The 17878-nt window shown below is 46.7% G+C and carries 15 protein-coding genes and 1 pseudogene; 6 read left to right on the top strand and 10 right to left on the bottom strand.

The features are described from left to right. Positions 1 to 13: 13 nt before the first annotated feature. From AC3CIC_RS12325 to cysZ, 3 genes are all read right to left on the bottom strand, one after another. Positions 14 to 271 (bottom strand): HPr family phosphocarrier protein, encoded by a 258-nt coding sequence (locus AC3CIC_RS12325; protein WP_016960079.1) that lies wholly within the window; start codon positions 269 to 271, stop codon positions 14 to 16. Between the two features lie 317 nt (positions 272 to 588). Then, the gene (cysK, locus tag AC3CIC_RS12320; protein WP_488514755.1) at positions 589 to 1557 is read right to left on the bottom strand and encodes a cysteine synthase A; all 969 of its coding nucleotides are present in this window, start codon (positions 1555 to 1557) and stop codon (positions 589 to 591) included. Between the two features lie 203 nt (positions 1558 to 1760). Continuing rightward, positions 1761 to 2522, bottom strand: a complete 762-nt coding sequence (gene cysZ, locus AC3CIC_RS12315) for a sulfate transporter CysZ (RefSeq protein WP_488514754.1) — start codon at positions 2520 to 2522, stop codon at positions 1761 to 1763. Positions 2523 to 2788: 266 nt separating this feature from the next. On the opposite strand from cysZ, the gene zipA reads away from it, so the two are divergent. After that, positions 2789 to 3790, top strand: coding sequence for a cell division protein ZipA (zipA, locus tag AC3CIC_RS12310; RefSeq protein WP_488514753.1), 1002 nt, complete (start codon positions 2789 to 2791; stop codon positions 3788 to 3790). A gap of 84 nt (positions 3791 to 3874) precedes the next feature. Here the strand turns inward: zipA and AC3CIC_RS12305 are convergent, their stop codons facing one another. From AC3CIC_RS12305 to AC3CIC_RS12275, 7 genes and pseudogenes are all read right to left on the bottom strand, one after another. After that, positions 3875 to 4477, bottom strand: coding sequence for a carbohydrate-binding protein (locus tag AC3CIC_RS12305; protein ID WP_488515910.1), 603 nt, complete (start codon positions 4475 to 4477; stop codon positions 3875 to 3877). A gap of 21 nt (positions 4478 to 4498) precedes the next feature. Next, positions 4499 to 5352 (bottom strand): annotated as a pseudogene (locus tag AC3CIC_RS12300) (lytic polysaccharide monooxygenase); the annotation flags it as partial. Positions 5353 to 5740: 388 nt separating this feature from the next. Further along, complete coding sequence (locus tag AC3CIC_RS12295) at positions 5741 to 6310, bottom strand: protein disulfide oxidoreductase (RefSeq protein ID WP_017004428.1); 570 nt, start codon at positions 6308 to 6310, stop codon at positions 5741 to 5743. Beyond that, complete coding sequence (locus AC3CIC_RS12290; protein ID WP_488514752.1) at positions 6303 to 8414, bottom strand: protein-disulfide reductase DsbD family protein; 2112 nt, start codon at positions 8412 to 8414, stop codon at positions 6303 to 6305. The genes AC3CIC_RS12295 and AC3CIC_RS12290 overlap by 8 nt, the downstream gene beginning before the upstream one ends. 330 nt (positions 8415 to 8744) lie before the next feature. Continuing rightward, positions 8745 to 9641, bottom strand: coding sequence for a protein translocase subunit SecF (gene secF, locus AC3CIC_RS12285; protein ID WP_488514751.1), 897 nt, complete (start codon positions 9639 to 9641; stop codon positions 8745 to 8747). A 2-nt stretch (positions 9642 to 9643) separates the two neighbouring features. Next, positions 9644 to 11464, bottom strand: a complete 1821-nt coding sequence (gene secD / locus AC3CIC_RS12280) for a protein translocase subunit SecD (RefSeq protein ID WP_488514750.1) — start codon at positions 11462 to 11464, stop codon at positions 9644 to 9646. Between the two features lie 122 nt (positions 11465 to 11586). Further along, positions 11587 to 12048, bottom strand: a complete 462-nt coding sequence (locus AC3CIC_RS12275) for a hypothetical protein (RefSeq protein ID WP_488514749.1) — start codon at positions 12046 to 12048, stop codon at positions 11587 to 11589. Positions 12049 to 12210: 162 nt separating this feature from the next. Here AC3CIC_RS12275 and ligA point away from each other — a divergent pair, with 162 nt between their 5' ends. The 5 genes from ligA (at position 12211) to AC3CIC_RS12250 (ending at position 17875) form a co-directional block, all read left to right on the top strand. Next, on the top strand, positions 12211 to 14223 hold the full coding sequence (ligA, locus tag AC3CIC_RS12270) for an NAD-dependent DNA ligase LigA (RefSeq protein WP_488514748.1): 2013 nt from the start codon (positions 12211 to 12213) through the stop codon (positions 14221 to 14223). A 532-nt stretch (positions 14224 to 14755) separates the two neighbouring features. After that, entirely contained in the window at positions 14756 to 15928 is a 1173-nt protein-coding gene (locus AC3CIC_RS12265; protein WP_488514747.1) for a porin, read from the top strand. Positions 15929 to 16012: 84 nt separating this feature from the next. Continuing rightward, positions 16013 to 16528: a helix-turn-helix domain-containing protein gene (locus AC3CIC_RS12260; protein ID WP_488514746.1), complete on the top strand. Its 516-nt coding sequence runs from the start codon at positions 16013 to 16015 to the stop codon at positions 16526 to 16528. Between the two features lie 95 nt (positions 16529 to 16623). After that, positions 16624 to 17664, top strand: coding sequence for an IS21 family transposase (gene istA / locus AC3CIC_RS12255; RefSeq protein ID WP_488514745.1), 1041 nt, complete (start codon positions 16624 to 16626; stop codon positions 17662 to 17664). Next, entirely contained in the window at positions 17651 to 17875 is a 225-nt protein-coding gene (locus AC3CIC_RS12250) for an ATP-binding protein (RefSeq protein ID WP_488514744.1), read from the top strand. The genes istA and AC3CIC_RS12250 overlap by 14 nt, the downstream gene beginning before the upstream one ends. Positions 17876 to 17878 lie beyond the last annotated feature (3 nt).

The raw sequence follows: 17878 nt of genomic DNA, 5'->3' as shown, positions 1-17878 counted from the left end.
AAAAAGAGCCGGATTATTCCAGCTCGTCCATCAGCTTAACTAGGTGATCAACTGCTTCTTGAGCTTGTGCACCTTCAGCTTTGATAGTAACCACAGTACCCTTGGTCAGACCCAGAGTTTGCAGTTTGAACAGGCTAGTCGCACTAGCTTCTTTACCACTAGATTCCACAGTGATTTTTGCTTCAAAGCTTTTTGCTTCTTTAACAAACTGAGCAGCAGGACGAGTGTGCAGACCGTTTTCAGCAGTGATTTCTACTTGCTTTTGATACATGTTTTACCCCGATACATTATTTATTTAGGTTTATGTATTAAATCTGTGGATAGCTTAAACTGAATGACCAGTTTTGGCTATCGATGGACGTTAAACTAACCAAGATTTGAGTGCCCTAGCTTAATCCAAGTCAATTTTTTGTGACATTTTCCTCCAAATCGACATATGGCTCATCATCGAGGCGGGGATTAATTTCGAGCTGGAAAATAAAGGGCGGGGAATTTTTACTAGAGCAGGCTGGAAAAATCAAATAAAAAAGCCCAAACAGGGCTTTTTTGTTGTCAATCATGCGATTGTATCTGAGCTGAGAAAGCCTGTTATTGCTGGTTTTCTAGCTCAGTGAAGATACCTGCAAACAGTGCAGTACTTAGATAACGCTCACCAGAACTTGGCAGAATAGTAACGATGGTTTTGTCGGCAAATTCAGGCAATGCGGCAATTTTGTTAGCAGCCACAACAGCAGCACCTGATGAAATACCAGCCAGAATGCCTTCTTCTTCCATCAAGCGACGCGCCATTTCAATCGATTCTTCAGAAGTCACCAGTACGGTTTTGTCTACCAGCGACAAATCCAAGTTGCCTGGCACGAAACCCGCGCCGATACCTTGAATCTTGTGCGGGGCAGGTTGCACATCGTCACCGTTAACGGTTTGAGTAATGACGGGTGATTCTGCTGGCTCGACGGCAACGGTAGTAATCGCTTTGCCTTTGGTGTTTTTGATGTAACGGCTAACACCGGTCAGTGTTCCACCCGTACCTACACCTGCAACAAACACATCGATTTCGCCATCAGTATCTTCCCAGATTTCTGGACCTGTGGTTTTCTCGTGGATTTCTGGGTTTGCTGGGTTGTTGAACTGTTGTAGCAACAGATATTTACCTGGGTCTGATGCAACGATTTCTTCTGCTTTTGCAATTGCGCCCTTCATGCCTTTTGCAGCTTCGGTCAAAACAAGGTTTGCACCCAGTGCTTTAAGAAGCTTACGACGCTCAAGGCTCATTGACTCAGGCATGGTTAAGGTTAGCTTGTAACCGCGAGCTGCAGCAACGTATGCCAGCGCGATACCTGTGTTACCACTGGTTGGTTCAACCAATTCAACGCCAGGTTTTAGTTTGCCGGTTTTTTCTGCATCCCAAATCATGTTGGCACCGATACGGCATTTCACGCTGAAGCTAGGGTTACGCGCTTCAATTTTCACCAACACTTTTCCATTCGATACGCGGTTTAGGCGCACAAGAGGGGTGTTGCCAATGGTGGTTGTATTGTCTTCGTAAATCTTACCCATCTTCTTTCGTTCCTTCGGTTTGTAAGGGAGTACGACTAAGAGAATAACTTTCTTTCGAAAATTGCAAAGGAATCGTTAGTTATATCTTATTGTTATCGATTTGGTTTCAGATGAAGTTCTCAAATTTAGCGTGAGCAATAGCGAAAGCTTCTGTTGCCGTCATGCATTCCGCTATCCGGCAACAGCGCTTGTAAAGCAAAGGGTTAGTAGCGGGCGAGATTATTGCGGTACTTATCCACCCACATGGCGGTTGCACCACACACTGCGGCGGGCATGACGAACAAATTCAGAATGGGCGTCATGGTAAAGACCATCACTAATGCGCCAAAGCTCATTGTTGCGCCTTTTTGTTCGCGTAATGTGGCCTTCATGTTGTGGAAAGAAACACGGTGATTATCGAACGGGTAGTCACAATACTGTATGCCCATCATCCATGCGCTAAACAAAAACCACAGCACAGGACCCAATGTTTGACCGATGACAGGGATCCACATCAGCAAAAGTAAACCGAGTGCTTTTGGTAGGTAGTACCAAAGCTTCTGCCATTCGCGTTTAAATACGCGAGGAAGATCTTTAATAATGTCGGCAATACCGTCATCGGGTGGACGTTTTCCGGTGAGTTTTGCTTCTAAATGCTCCGCGAGTAACCCATTAAATGGCGCAGCAATCCAGTTGGCGACCGTGCTAAAAAAGTAGGAGCAGATGACAAGGATGGCGATGGCAAGTAGCGGCCATAGTACATAAGACAGCCAGCTCAACATGTCAGGTAGGAATGCCAGCCAGCCATTGATCCAGTCGCTCAGTTGTGACAATACAACGCCAATCAGTGCACCCATTAGTAGCAGATTTACTATCAACGGAATAACAACGAAGCGACGGATACCTGGCGTAAATGCCAGCGAAAATCCGCGCAGAAAATAACTCGCGCCAGAAGCGGGTTGTTTAGCTAATTGGTTAGGTGTCATAGTCTCTCCTCGATTTTGCTCGCTCAATGTTAACGGTTTCACGATGAGATTGGCAATTTACGAATGAGATGAATTTTTGGGTGAGCTGAGTGTCAAAAGCTCGAAAGAACAGTGACTTTTTTAGTGTTCTCACGGTATGGACGTTAACTTTCATACGCTTTTTGGTACAGTAGTCAGCAAAATGTATGTGCGACATTGCCAAAGGTTGTACCAAGGTGTTAGATAGGTACGCCATTCGTCGTTAATTGGATAGATGCTGAGATTAAATGATGCAGGAATTGCGCCTTGTTTTAATCATTTTGGGAGCTGTAGCTATTGCAGCATTGTTGTTGCATGGACTATGGACCAGTAGAAAAGAAAAACCTGCTAAGTTCGGTGAGAAGCCTATTGGCAAGTTGACCGATCCTGCTGATGCTGGATTTGATCAGGATGGTATTGGTTCCGTTCGCGTTATTAAAGCTGGCAATGAAGAGAAACCAAAAGCTGATCGTAAAGAGCCTGGTTTGAGTTTTGGTGATAAACCTGATGTTGATCCTCTGTTCGCTACTCATTCTGATGTGGGCTCTAATGTTGAGAAAGAACACGAGATCGACTTGCCGACGTTTTCAGCGTCGGACACCGATGAGGCTGACTCTTCGACAGCAGAAATGACTGAACCTGTGAAAAAGTCGTCGCCCGTGGACTTTTATCAATCTGATGCAGATGATGAAGACGATGCCAATATCAACCATAGTGTTGAAGCGCCAAAGGTTGAGTCAAAAGCAGAAGAAAGACCGCCGTCTGATGACGTGATTGAAGCCGTGGATGAAGAGTCTGCTGCTGCGCCAATTGATGAATCGCCAAAAGCGCCCCAACAGCAGGTGCTAATACTTAATGTTCAGGCGGGTACTAACCAAGAGTTTAATGGTGAAGAACTGATCAATTGCCTTGAGCAACATGGGATGATTTTTGGTGAGATGGAGATTTACCATCGCCATGCGGATCTTGCAGGAACGGGCCAAGTGCTGTTCAGTGCTGCCAATATGTTTAACCCGGGTAGTTTCCCGTTGGCAACGATTCACCAGTTTACGACGCCAGGTATTACGTTGTTTATGACGCTACCGTGTTATGGCGAAGCGGAGCAAAACTTCAAGCTGATGCTGCAAACGGCTCAACAAGTGGCTGATCAGCTTGGGGGGCTAGTGACCGATGATAAGCGCTCGATGATGACGCCTCAGCGTTTAGACAGTTACCGCGAGAAAATTAAGCAGTTTCATGCCCACGCTTAAACCTGACACCTAGGTGTAAACACAAAAACGCCCCAACACATCTGGGGCGTTTTGCTATCTACAGTTTGATTTGTCTGACTTAGATTAGTTTACTTCTGCCCAAGGGCCGCCATTGGATGGTAAGTCCCCTTTCGTCCACCACTTGGCTTTATAGCTTTTACCGTTAAACGTCACGATATCACCGCCCGAATAAGCGAGGCTTTTACTCCAGTTTAGGCTTGCACCGCTTTCTGCTATCCAGGCTGATGATGCGCCTGGTTCTTCGCCTTTGTTCCACCATTGTGCTGTGTAGGTGATACCTAGGTGTAAGACACTGTCTCCTGCCACATAGACCTTGGCTAACTCCCAATCACTATCCCCGATAGGGCTTGAGCCTTTTACGTTTATGGTGATAACAGCTTGTGAGGTGGTTGTTCCATCTGAAGCGATCACTGTGATTTGATCCATGATATCAGTGGTGGTTTTTGGCGCTAGATAAGAAATGGTGGCTATATTTCCATTACTTGTGAGCGTACCAGTGCTAGTTGTGAATGAGATCGCGTCATTTTCAGCATCAGTGGCAGATACCGAAACGCTGACTCGCTGTTCGCTATCAACATTGACTGCGCTTGGCGCATTGAGGGTCGGCGCGGTATTGGTGGCTGGTTTCTTCACTTCTAATTGGAAGCTAGCATCTTTGCTTTTCACAAAGACCAAATTGCCATAAAGATCGGCGTTGTCCCACGTGACTGTGCCGTCTTGGTTTTGTTTACCAATTTGCGCAGAGGCTGATGCCGCGTTAACAGCTTCGGCAATTTGCGCGTCCATACTGACTCAGCCGCGTTGCTTGTATCAATCGACAGTTTTTCAAATACCGTTTCTGAGCCATTTCCGTTAAACACTCGGAACCAAACGGTATCTCCTGCTAAGGCGTCGTCCGTGGATTTAATGAAGCTGCCAATGCTGGACCACGTCGGTGCAATGACGTCACCGCCAAAGCTGATGTCGCTGCAGTTGTAGAAACCTTCACCTGCTGCATCATCGCGTTGCCAACGTGAATAAAGAACGGCGTTACCGGCGCGGTCGGTCGGAAGCGTGACTTGCATTTGGTAGTACTTTGTATCGTTTATAACAACGACGGGAACATTGTCGAACTCTGCAATGAGTTCTAAATCTGTCCATGCTAGTGCATCTGCGGCTGGACTATAGCCAGGGTTTGACAGGTAGATTTTCCAAAAACTCGGATTGTGTGGTGTGGAAGCGCGGTAGAGTAGGGTGAGTTTACCGTTAGCTGCTGGATCAATGGGGGTGGTTTGCCATTCCGCTGAGGGAATGTCGATACCGGCTTTTTTAGCGTCAGCTGCTGCACACAATGTACCATCAGGAATAGCGGCTTCGACTGCGCCTTGGCTGTTGAAATTGGATACGAGCTTGGCAAATTCAGGCTTTTGAACAAACGGATACCAGCCAGATTCCTGAAACGCAGTGCGACACGCGGCATTGGGAATCGTGGAGCCGCTTGTTGAATCCCAATAGCCACCATCACGGGCACACACTTCTTGGCGTGCCGGTGGGTAATCCATGTATCCATGCGCAGATACTATCTGTGGAACCATCACTGATGACACCGCGGATGCAACGGCGACATAGGGTAAAAGTCGAGTTCGTGACATCTTATTTCCTCTTGTTGTTGGTTGTTTTTAGTATTTTTATGTTTGTGCACTAGAGGTTTTGTCATTTTTTTGGCGCTGTTCCATTGGTGTATTGCACAAATGGATGGTCACTCGAAAAAGAAAATGCAGATTTTCAAAGGCGTGAAAAAATGTGAAGCGACAAGGAAGCCAAATCACTAAATGTGGAAGGCGGATAAATCAGAGGAATACGCGAAGGTGCTTGAGCAGAAGAGAGATTTTTAACAAAGAAAGGGAAGCATGGCTTCCCTTTCTTTCGATTGTTTTTAGCGCGTGGATGTCAAGGTAACCAAAGGCGCGCTAACAAACCTGGTGGTGTGGTAATCCCCGTCGTGATGGATGTGATTTCCCCATCTTTCACAATGACAATCGTAGGCGTCGATCGGATCCCCCATGCTTGGCCTAAGCGACCTTGCTCATCGTTGACCGTTTCAAAAGAGATATCATGACTGCGTAGGTAGCCAGCAACACGCTCACGGCTGCCTGATGTCATTGCAACGGAGACGACCTTATAAGAATCAGACAGCCAATCTACTGTGGGTGTGACAAACTTGCACGCAGGGCACCACGTCGCCCAGAAATACAACACCACAGGTTCATCTTTGCTGGCAGTGGCAAGATCAAAGGTGTCACCGGATAAGGTTGTCAAAATGGTATGTGGGACATTGCCGTTTGGCATATCTCGGCTTTGCCACCAATCCAACGCAAATGTGATCACGATAAATAGCACGATGATTGTTGCGATTTCTTTTAGCCACCAGACGGGATTACGCCACTTACTTTTGGTCTTGCTGATTTGTAATTCTGTTTTTGGATCTTCTGGCAACGGCGATTGAGAGGGATCACTCATTCGTCTTTCCTTTCGCTAATTCAATCGCGTTTAAAACCACGTCGCTAGATAAAATGACGGGTAGTGGTATTCCTTGCGGTACGCCGGGGCCATAAACAATGTTAAACGGTACGCCAAATCGGCCATATTTTTGTAAATACTGAGTGACAGATGGGCTGGCCACTGTCCAATTGCCTTGCATCGCGATCATGCCATCGCTGTTCAAGGTACTATAGACAGGGTCTTGCAGTAGAACACCGATTTTGTTGGCTTGACAGGTAATACACCAATCCGCAGTGACATCGATAAAAACCGTTTTTCCTTGTGCCACTTCTTTGGCGATTCGAGGTTCAGATAACCTTTCCCATGCGATATCAGCAGGCAATGGCGTTGCCCAGCGTGAAGCGGTTAAACTAGCTGCAATTAACGCCGTCGCCGAGAATAGGATGCCGATAGCGACCATGACGACGGCGATTTTTTTACCGTAGACAGACGACGTTCGCCGTAGCAACAACATGGCGCCTAACAAGACAAGCGAGACAACCCATCCTGACGATAAATGGTTTGCTAGTAGCGATAACAGCCATGCGGCAGTTGCTAGCATCATGAAACCAAAGGCTATTTTTACCACTTTCATCCAGTGGCCGGGTTTGGGTAACCGCTTGGCAACAGAAGGGAATAGGGCAACAAGTAGCCAAGGTAGTGCCATCCCAATAGCCAATGCAGTGAAAATCACAAAAAGCATGAGGGTGTTGGTGGTTAGTGCAAATGCAACGGCAGTACCGAGAAATGGCGCGGAGCATGGTGTTGCTAGAAGTGTGGCGAACATCCCTTGAATGAAATGACCTGCATAGGAATTGTTGCCTTTGCTTGCCATCCATGTGTTTACATTTGGCGGCAAGCGGATTTCAAACAGGCCCAACATGTTGGCAGCAAACAACGCAGTGATAGTGACCATCAAGCCAATAAAGATAGGACTTTGGAATTGAATACCCCAACCGAAGGCATGCCCAGTTAATTTCAGTACGCTAAGAAACGCTGCGATCAGCCAAAAGGAAAACAAAATACCTAATGCCGACGCGATAAATTGGCGTCTAATTTTCGTTTTTTCTAACCCTTGCGCGGTAACAACACCGCTGAGCTTTATGCCTAATACAGGCAACACACAAGGCATGATGTTAAGGATTAACCCGCCGAGCAGCGCGAAAAGAATCGCGGAGGACAATGACAAGGTTGTTGACGCAGTCACTATGCCACTTTTGGGGGCAATACTCTGTTCTGCAAGGAAATTTTTATCAATAAAGGTCACATTGAGAGCGGTATGACTAAGGTTCGGTTTGCCCATCCAACTGCTGGCATCAAACGTTCCCTGAAGCGTATTGCCATTGACGACGATTTGAGGAACCGAGAAAAAAACATCCGCAACAGCCTGTGACTCACCATCAATCAACACGTCTGGCGATGTCCATCCCATCTTTTTTTGCGCAATGACTTCTAACCGCTGTGCGCCTTCATCCCATGTGGTTGATAGGTGCTCAATCAAAGGAGATGGCTGTGGTACTTGGCTCATGCCTTGAGCATAGCGATGTAGGGCTTCAGGATTGATTTCCAGCTCGGAAGGCGTGAAGGTCAAATTTGCTGGGTAGTCGGTCAGTACGCATATCGTTGTGCAAGATGAAAGGGTAAACGTACCGTTGAAAAGCGTGGTTTGGTTGAAATCATCAAGGGTAAAAGTGAGTGGGATCACCACATTATGTTTGTAGCCCAGCGTATCAATGCCTAATAAATCAAAACGTTCCGGCGCAGGCCAATGCCATTCAATGTTTTTGATGTTTTTTGACGCTTGCCAATTGAGACTCGGGGCGACACCGCCTTCACCGGGCGTTCGCCAATATGTTTTCCAATCACCCTCAAGCTGAATCTCTAAAAACCCATTTACCGTGCTGGAAGTGGGATCGGCAGCGCCTGTTATCACAACACGCGATGTCAATGGGGGATGATTAGCGTCAGTTAGCCAGCCCGTTGATGGGCTTTCTGATCTGGCTGGCGTAGCAATGAGCAGTGCGAGACAAAGGCTGCTAACTAGCATGAGTGAAAGTCGGTTAATGATTTTTGTTGGGTGCATCAATGATTCCTTGAGAATAAAACTAATCATCAACACGGTAGGCTAAATAACGCTGTTTGATGTGTTTACGATAGAGACACTTGGTACGACTCAATAGGCAAAGGTGAGCGCTCACTGCGCGTACATTTTATATTCGTCGCTTGTTCAGCTATATGCTGAATGTAACGTACTATGAAGTGAGTTCGAAAGGACAAGTGCAGTTTGGTTCATCTTATTTTTGTAAAAACATCTAAATAGATGAATTCAAAGAGTGATAGAGAGCAGCCGGGTACAAAAATCAGGCCCGAGAGCCGGGCCTGATGAATGAGCAAATTTAGCTAAGTGAAAGGCCTATGGCGCATCAGAGATAACGGCAGGCATATAGTGCTGCGGGTTTAGCTTGGTCATTTCAGGGATGATGGTTGCGATAGTCATGGTTGACCATGTGCCCGCAACGATACCAATGAACATGGTGATTGAGAAACCATACAAAGGCTCACCACCAAGCAGCCACAGAGAGCCGACAGAAATCAAGGTGGTTCCCGAAGTGATTAAGGTGCGAGACAGTGTGGATACGATTGCGCGGTTATTCAGTTCAGCAATGGGCAGAGTCACGTTGGCTTTTAGTAGTTCGCGTATCCTGTCCGAAATAATGATGGAGTCATTGAGCGAATAACCTAAAACTGCCAGCAATGCAGCAAGTACGGTGAGGTTGAACTCCATACCCGTGATGGAGAAGAAGCCTAGTAGCAAAACCACATCGTGGACGAGAGCTAACAGTGCCCCAGATGCCAATCGCCATTCAAAGCGCATGCTCAAGTAACCGAGGATCACGAGCAATGTAATCAGAACGGCCAAGCCACCTTGTTCAGCCAACTCTTGACCAACCTGCGGGCCAACTAAACTCACGTTAATCATTTCAACATGGTTAGAAAAACCCGTGAGTAGGGTTTTGATTTCAGGTTGATCGCTAAGTTTTTCGGGTGCGGCGTAGCGCAGTACCCACTCTCCGGGATCGCCTGCAGCAACCACAGAAACAGGTTGCTTCAGTGCCGCTTCAAGTTTGGATTGAATCTCTGTTGCAGTCAGTGATTGATCGATCTTCACTTCACTTATCATGCCGCCGGTGAAATCTAATCCGAAATTTAGGCCTTTGGTTGAAAGAAAGAAAATGGAAATCAGCATAAATACGCAGGAAAGTAAGCTGCCTGCATGGCGCCATTTGGTCATGTTTTTCATAGTAATCATGGTTAAATCCTCACTCCACGACGAGTATCTTTGCCCCAACATAGGTTAATCACTGCACGAGACGCGAAAATTCCCGTGAACATACTTGTGAGCAAGCCTAAGCCCAGTGTTAATGCAAACCCTTGAATCGGGCCATTACCGATTGCGTACAAAGTGGCGGCTGAAATTAAGGTTGTGATATTGGAGTCGAGAATGGTCCCAAAAGCACTGCTGAAACCTAAATCGATGGATTGAGCCAAGCTTCTTCCTTCGCGCATTTTTTCTTTTATTCGTTCAAAGATAAGCACGTTGGTATCGACGGCCATACCGATGGTGAGCACAAGACCTGCGATACCGGGAAGTGTTAACACTGCCCCTGGTAGTAAGGCGATCAAACCGAGCAACATGACCATATTGATGACCAAAGCAAGGTTTGCAACTAGCCCCAGTTTACGGTACCAAACGGCCATGAATAGCAAAGTTAAACCCATACCGAGTGCGAGTGCCGCAAAGCCGTTTTGGATATTCTCCGCACCTAAAGATGGGCCAATGGTGCGCTCTTCCACGATGGTAACAGGCGCTGTCAGTGAACCTGCACGAAGCAGCAGCGCGAGATCTTGTGCATCCGCCAAAGAGCCAACGCCAGTGATGCGAAAACGATTCCCTAGTTGGGATTGAATGGTCGCTACGCTGATGATAGATGTGGTTTGTTCTGTTTTCCCTTCCGCATTGCGACTGTATTCGCTGTAGGCTGTCGCCATTGGTTCGCCGATAGCATTGGCAGAGAAGTCAGACATTGTTTTACCGCCAGTGGCATCCAACGAAATGTTAACTTCTGGCATGCCCATTTCACCCATGCTACCGCGAGCATCGACTATGTGTTCGCCGGAAAGAACAGGTTTTCGATTGACGTAAACCGATTGCCCGTTGCTGTCTGGGAGTGCTATCGAACCGGGTTTAGCGTCACTCACCACTTCGTAAAATGCGAGGCTTGCGGTTGCACCAATGACATTTTTTGCCGATGCAGGGTCTTGCACACCGGGAAGTTCGATGCGGATACGATGTTCGCCTTGACGCTGTACCGCCGCTTCCGTAATGCCTAGCTCTTCGATTCGACTGCGCATGGTTTGCAGGTTTTGTTGAACCGTTAAGTTAGTCAGTGTTTGCTTCTCAGAGTCTTTTAGGTGCATGACGAGGGCATTATCCCCGCCGCCTTTTACATCCCATTGTGGATACTGTTCTCGAATACATTGACGAATGTCGCCGTCAGCTTTACCTGAAGGTGTGACGATGCGAAGTGAGTCATCTGCCGTGACCTGTACACGAACGCCGCGAATGCGCAGTTCTCGCGCTTCATCTCGCACTGAATCCGCAGCCTGATTGGCGTGAGCATGGAATACTTGATCCATATCCACGTCCAGCAAGAATTGCACCCCACCACGTAAATCCAGTCCAAGTTTTATCGGTTTAAATCCCATATCCAACAACCAGCCTGGGGCGGCTGGTACCATGGCGAGGGCCACTGTGTCGTCAGGGTTTGATGATTTTTCAAGTATGTTTTTGGCCGCATTTTGCTGCGCGACGTTATCCAATACAACCGTGGTTTTATTACCTGCTTGGTCGATGCGTTTAATCTCAATATCTTTGTTTGAGAGCGCCTTTTGGATGACAACTGCAGAAGGCGTTGTTCCTTTGTGAGAAATCAGAACGGCAGCATTTTCACCAAACCAAGAAGGTAAGGCGCTGAATAGCATAATAATGAGTGTGGTGATGAGCACCACATACTTCCATGCTGGGTAATGGTTCAGCATGGTCGTTCGAGACGTTTTTGGTTTCATAGTCAAACTCTTGGCCACAACGATATGTGGCAAACTAGCGTCAATAACGGCGTCTTATTGGACCGCATGACGGTCTAAATTAAGACGTGTTTAATGGCTGAGACTTTGCTCAGATATTTGGCGACGCGTCAGGCGGGAGATTGACTGATGAAGCGATAGAGGAGGTTAGATTCTTTCCAGCCAGCAACACGATACGAGGTGCTAGATGGACTTCTTGTCCAGTCACGCCAATGGGTTAGCGAGACTCGATAATGAGGATGAAATGCAGATGGCAGTGCGCTGGTGAGGTCTATCACCAATTCATATTTGGGCTCAACATTGTTGATGCGATCTGGAAGCCAAGACCCAGTACGAAGTAACTGCGCCAAGTTAGGGGCCAGCGATTTGGCAGGTAAGCGATTTTCGCTATACAGGGACGTTGGCGCGTCTTCGGATTGTGGATTTTCAACATCAAGGCTAACAAAGTGATCTGTTTGCACTGACGTGTAAGTATTGTTCGGAATAGAAAATGAGGACGTTGAAAAAACGACAAGCACCAGCGCAAGCAATACGCCCATGATACTGGATTGTTTCAACGTTGGGTTTCGCATAAGACCACTCATTTTAATGCTTGGCTGCATCATAATCCTGAGCTGCGATTGCAACAAGTGCTAATTGTCAGTCTGAAGTCATCTTGAGATATACTACTGCCCATTCTTATCCATCAACCACTCTGTAATGACAGAGTGGTGACGATTGACTAGGCAGCATTGATGACCACGGATATCCAACAAAAACTGCAGGCGCTTAAAGCGCAGCTGAACTACCACGGCCACCTTTATTACGTTGAAGACAAGCCGGAACTCCCTGATGCGGAATATGACCGCATGATGCAAGAGATATTGGCTATTGAAGCAGAGCACCCTGAATGGATGACGTCTGATTCGCCAAGCCAACGTGTCGGCGGTAAACCCTTGAGTGCGTTTGTTCAGGTGAGTCATGAAATTCCCATGCTGTCACTTGATAATGCCTTTGATGATGACGAACTTATCGCGTTTGAAAAGCGCATGAAAGACAGGCTAAACAACGCGGCCGACTTCACCTTTAGCTGTGAACCAAAATTGGATGGCCTTGCTGTTAGTTTGATGTATGAAAACGGTGTGTTGGTTCAAGCTGCAACACGCGGTGACGGAAATACCGGTGAAAACATTACGCACAATGCACGAACCATCCGCAATGTTCCGCTTCAGTTGCAAGGTTCGGGTTGGCCTGCGCGTTTAGAAGTGCGCGGCGAAGTGTTCATGCTCAAAGATGGCTTCGATAAACTGAACGAGAAAAACCTAAAAAAAGGTGAAAAGGCCTTCGCCAATCCGCGAAACGCTGCAGCGGGCAGCCTTCGACAGCTTGACCCTAAAATCACAGCCACACGTCCACTTCGCTTTTATGCCTACTCCGTGGGTGTCATGTCTGAAGCATTTGGTGATTCACACATTGGCCGTTTAGAGCAGCTTCGCCAATGGGGTATTCCGCTAAGTCCTGAAGTGAAGAAAGTGGATGGACTGAATAATGTGATTGCTTACTATCAAGACATTATGACCCGCCGAAATGAACTGCCTTATGAAATCGACGGTGTGGTGATTAAGGTCGACAAGATTGTGACTCAAGAACAACTGGGATTTGTTGCCCGTGCACCGCGTTGGGCGATTGCTTATAAATTCCCGGCTCAAGAAGAAATTACTACCTTGTTAGATGTGGAATTCCAAGTGGGAAGAACGGGCGCGATTACGCCTGTTGCCAAGCTTGAGCCAGTATTTGTTGGTGGTGTAACCGTATCAAACGCGACGCTCCATAACGCGGATGAAATTGCACGTCTTGGTGTGAGAATTGGCGATACTGTGATTATCCGTCGTGCTGGTGATGTTATCCCGCAAATTGTCAGTGTGGTTGAAAGCCGTCGTCCGGAAGGCGCCAAGGCGGTTGTATTCCCCTCTGAATGCCCTGTTTGCCAATCTCATGTAGAGCGCATCGAAGGCGAAGCCGTTGCCCGTTGCTCGGGTGGATTGATTTGCCGAGCCCAGCGTAAAGAAGCGATTAAACATTTCTCATCGCGAAAGGCGATGGATGTCGATGGGCTGGGTGACAAAATTGTCGAGCAGTTGATAGACAAAGAGTTGATTCAAACACCTGCAGATCTCTTCAAATTGACGGCGGGGCAAGCCACCATGCTTGAACGTATGGGGCCCAAATCGGCTCAAAACCTGGTGGATGCATTAGCGGCTTCTAAAGAAACCACCTTGCCACGCTTTATCTATTCTTTGGGGATCCGCGAAGTGGGCGAAGCCACCGCGGCTAACTTAGCGAATCACTTCTTTAACCTTGAAACGATTCGCACTGCGACAGAAGAGCAGTTGATTCAAGTCCAAGACGTGGGTGCGATAGTCGCTAAGCATGTGGTGTCTTTCTTTACCGAACCGCACAACATCGACGTTATTGATGCCTTGTTGCAATGTGGCATTCATTGGCCTGACATTGAACAGCGCGATGAAAGTGCACCACAACCACTAGAAGGTAAGGTCGTTGTTCTTACAGGCACCTTGTCAAAACTGTCACGGAGTGATGCAAAAGCTGCACTTCAGGCGCTTGGCGCCAAAGTGACGGGCAGTGTGTCAACGAAAACAGACTTGTTGATAGCAGGCGAAGCGGCAGGCTCTAAACTCACCAAAGCGCAAGAGTTGGGTATTGAGGTTTTAGATGAAGAGGGGATGCTGAGACTCTTGTCACGCTAACTAACTTTGCGAACCCCATTTAAAACACCCGCCAAGTACGGGTGTTTTTTTATGCCTCGAATTCAGGCCTTTTGCGAGCGACTTCAGATAATTCTCTTGTCGAATTTATGGTGAGAAAATGCTTCTTTAGCGAAACATTAATAGCATTATTGAGTGTGTGATAACGATCTCATTACACTTAATTCCCTCAATTTAGGAGTAATTATCACCCTGTAACATGATGAAAAATATGAATTTATGTTTTTATTTTTAGTGTTTTATATAAATGCGAGATCTGGATCACGAAGATGCAGGGAACTTTGCACCCAGTCATATTTTTTTAATAACAAATAAAGTTCTCATTGATGTTTTTTTATAGGTGAGTAGTCTGGGACACATCGGTTGAGGGAGAGTTCAATCGGTGGTGTAAATATCTAAATCGATGATAAACGTGTCGTTTTAGTCAATCGAATAAACGGCTCATTGCTTTCGGCGGCCAACCTTTAAAGCAATGAACTGGAATTTTGAAACATCCCTTTAGGAGTTATTTTCCATGGAAAAAATGTTTAAACGTTCAATCGTTGCAACTGCAGTAACTGCGGCAGCATTTGCATCAGCAGCCGCTTTCGCAAAACCTGCTACCGAAACTGTAGATCTGTATGGTCAAGTTGCTGTATCTGTATGGCAATATGGCGAAGATGAAATTGCAGACAATGAGCAGCCGCTTAAATTTGAAAATGAATCTCGTTTTGGTCTTCGTGGCAGCGCTGATTTAGAGCGTGCTCCAAAGTTCATTTGGCAGTTGGAAGGCGGTAACGTCGGTGATGATGGTGCTGGCAGCGGTTTAGGTGTTCGTGACACATTTGCAGGTTTTGAATTCGACGATGGCGGCAAAGTACGCGTAGGTCGTATGCTAACTCCTCTTTATCAAATGATTGACTGGCCATACTCTGGTCAGCGTGCTGGTGCTGTTTTCGATTGGGGCGGTGATGTTTTAGGCGGCGGACGTTATGACCGTCAATCAAACATGATTCGTTACGACTCTGCAAAAATGGGTGGCCTGAACTTCTCTGTGGCAGCTGGTCGTGGTGCTGAAGGTGATGACGGCTCTAACTTCTATGGTCTGAGCGCCTCTTACAACGTGGGTGTTATTACTTTCCATGCGGGTTATGAATTAGGTGCTGATCGTTCAGTTTCTGCTCTAGATAACTTCTACAATACCTATTTGAAGCAACAGCCTGGCTTTAGTGCAAACATTGATTCAGTGAAAGAAATCAAAGGCTCGACTAAGTCTGATACCGACGCTGCATTACTTGGTTTTGAAGCGTACTTCGACAATGGTTTTGGTGTCTATGCAGCTTACAAAATGGAATCAGCTGACTATGACGACGCTGAATTCACTGTAAGTGAAAAAGATACTGATGTTACTCAGGATGTTAACCTAGCTGGCGCATCTATTGAACAAAACAGTGTTTCTATCGGTATTGTATATGGCGGTGTTGAAAACTGGCAGTTCAAAGCAAACTATGCCGCGAACTTTGAGGCTGACGTAACTAACGCCGGTTCTAACTTCAACGCAACTGGTACTGAAGACAGCATCATCTCTCTACAAGCTCTGTACTTCCTTGACCCTGCAGCGATTGTGTATGCACGTCCATACGTAATCTCTAAAAATGATTCTGACCATGAGTTTGGTTACGGTCTAGGTCTTGAATACTACTTCTAATCCAAGTGGTTAGATAATATAAAAAATAGCCCGGTTTTGAACTGACCCCCAATAGTTGGACGACCAATTATTGGGGGTCTTTTTATGTCTAAATACAATCGCGAGTTTAAGTGTCTCGTTGCCAAGCAGTGTCTAAATGGGGTGTCATCTGAGGTGCTTGCTAAACAACATTCAATATCTTCCAGACAAATTCGATACTGGACTCAAGTCTTTGCTATCCATGGAAACCGTTCATTTCTACCTGCAACACAAGCTGCCACCGCTCAATCTAAGCTGGCCGCATTGAGATTAATGTGGACGAATAGCTGGTCTGTCACGCACACTAGCGCAGTATTAAACCTCTCATCCAATGGCATACTCATCACTTGGCTCAAACGCTACAATGAGCAAGGAATTAAGGGGCTTGAACCGCAGCCTAAAGGTAGACCTCCAATGAAACAGCAACCTCAAACGACAACGAAGCCAGATAGTGAAATGACGCTCGAAGAGCTGAGAGAAGAGTTGGCTTATTTACGCGCGGAGAATGCTGTTCTAAAAAAGCAGGAGGAGTTGGAGCAAGAGAAAAACCGTCGAACGAAGAAAAAACAGCAACCGCTCTGACTCTAATGTCACCGATCATGCAAAACTGATCCACTAACGATCATCGAAAACTGATCCACTTGGTACTATCCGTATATTTTTTGTACGGGTAATTTATGTTAACCAAGGAGACATTTGTGGATATACATGTTCGCTCTGCACAAGGACAAAGCATTCGTAAAATTGCCCGAGAATTAGGGATTTCCCGTAACACAGTAAGGCATCATTTGCAGTTGCATCAGATGCCAACTTACGCGCAAAGAAACTCGCTACCGACAAAACTGGCTCCATTTAAACCGTATCTCGTCCAACGTATCGAGCAAGCAAAACCAGATTGGATACCCGCCACCGTCTTGTTTGATGAGGTTGCTCAGCAAGGCTATCTAGGGGGAATTGCACAGCTACGTCGTTTTGTTTGTCAGCTTAAACCCTGTAAGACTCCTGAGCCTGTTGTGCGTTTTGAAACGCTCCCAGGACTGCAGATGCAAATCGACTTTACGACGATTCGACGTGGCAAACGGCCACTTAAAGCCTTTGTCGCCACGTTAGGCTACTCTAGAGCGACGTTCGTAAAATTCTTTGATAACGAACGTGCACAATCGTGGCAACAAGGTTTAAAAGAAGCCTTTGACTATTTTGGTGGAGTGCCACAGCAAGTACTGTGTGACAACGCCAAGGCGCTCATCATTGAGCGTGATGCTTATGCCGAAGGTGAGCATAAATTACAGGCCGAAATGCTGCAGATGTCGAAAGATTACGGCTTTAAATTGAGTGCCTGCAAACCTTATCGCGCAAAAACCAAGGGCAAAGTTGAGCGCTTTAACCACTACCTAAAAAATAGCTTTATTGTGCCACTCAATGCCGAGGTTCGTGCGCAAAACCTCGAACTGGATGTTGAGGTGGCGAACGCAAAGGTAGGGCCATGGTTACAGCGGGTCGCGAATCAAAGAACGCATGGCACTACCTCAGAGATACCCGCAGAGCGCTTGGCCGAAGAAGTCAAACACCTGCTCCCTCTGCCAAGAATGGTTCGCTCCTCAGCCTCGCAGATAAATACGCAAGATATCCGCATCGTACCACCGCTAGAGTCAATCGATTTACAACATCCTATGAGGGTGTACGAAGCCCTATTAGGAGGTGGACATGTTATTGCATGAGCAGATTGAGCACCTCTGTGAATCATTAAAGCTCGGCTCTATTGCTTCACATTGGCCATCATTGGCTGAACAGTGTATTTCCAACGAAAAGAGTTATGGTGAGTTCTTACTTACCGTGTTGGAAAGTGAGCAACAACAGCGAGATGAGCGGACGCGTCACCTGTTCGGTCGGATGGCGGGATTCCCTACTCATAAAGAGTTGGACATGTAGTGG

The organism is Enterovibrio sp. QJM3NY_24 (assembly GCF_057786035.1).
The sequence above is the reverse complement of the archived record's forward strand: the minus strand, read 5'-3'. Positions and strand labels throughout refer to the sequence as shown.

Bases quoted from the DNA above. Each gene is read 5' to 3' on its own strand.
- istA (WP_488514745.1), top strand. From the start codon at position 16,624: ATGTTAACCAAGGAGACATTTGTGGATATACATGTTCGCTCTGCACAA.
- AC3CIC_RS12265 (WP_488514747.1), top strand. From the start codon at position 14,756: ATGGAAAAAATGTTTAAACGTTCAATCGTTGCAACTGCAGTAACTGCG.
- cysK (WP_488514755.1), bottom strand. From the start codon at position 1,557: ATGGGTAAGATTTACGAAGACAATACAACCACCATTGGCAACACCCCT.
- AC3CIC_RS12325 (WP_016960079.1), bottom strand. From the start codon at position 271: ATGTATCAAAAGCAAGTAGAAATCACTGCTGAAAACGGTCTGCACACT.
- AC3CIC_RS12260 (WP_488514746.1), top strand. From the start codon at position 16,013: ATGTCTAAATACAATCGCGAGTTTAAGTGTCTCGTTGCCAAGCAGTGT.
- AC3CIC_RS12250 (WP_488514744.1), top strand. From the start codon at position 17,651: ATGTTATTGCATGAGCAGATTGAGCACCTCTGTGAATCATTAAAGCTC.
- ligA (WP_488514748.1), top strand. From the start codon at position 12,211: ATGACCACGGATATCCAACAAAAACTGCAGGCGCTTAAAGCGCAGCTG.
- AC3CIC_RS12275 (WP_488514749.1), bottom strand. From the start codon at position 12,048: ATGCGAAACCCAACGTTGAAACAATCCAGTATCATGGGCGTATTGCTT.
- AC3CIC_RS12295 (WP_017004428.1), bottom strand. From the start codon at position 6,310: ATGAGTGATCCCTCTCAATCGCCGTTGCCAGAAGATCCAAAAACAGAA.
- zipA (WP_488514753.1), top strand. From the start codon at position 2,789: ATGATGCAGGAATTGCGCCTTGTTTTAATCATTTTGGGAGCTGTAGCT.
- cysZ (WP_488514754.1), bottom strand. From the start codon at position 2,522: ATGACACCTAACCAATTAGCTAAACAACCCGCTTCTGGCGCGAGTTAT.
- secF (WP_488514751.1), bottom strand. From the start codon at position 9,641: ATGATTACTATGAAAAACATGACCAAATGGCGCCATGCAGGCAGCTTA.
- AC3CIC_RS12290 (WP_488514752.1), bottom strand. From the start codon at position 8,414: ATGCACCCAACAAAAATCATTAACCGACTTTCACTCATGCTAGTTAGC.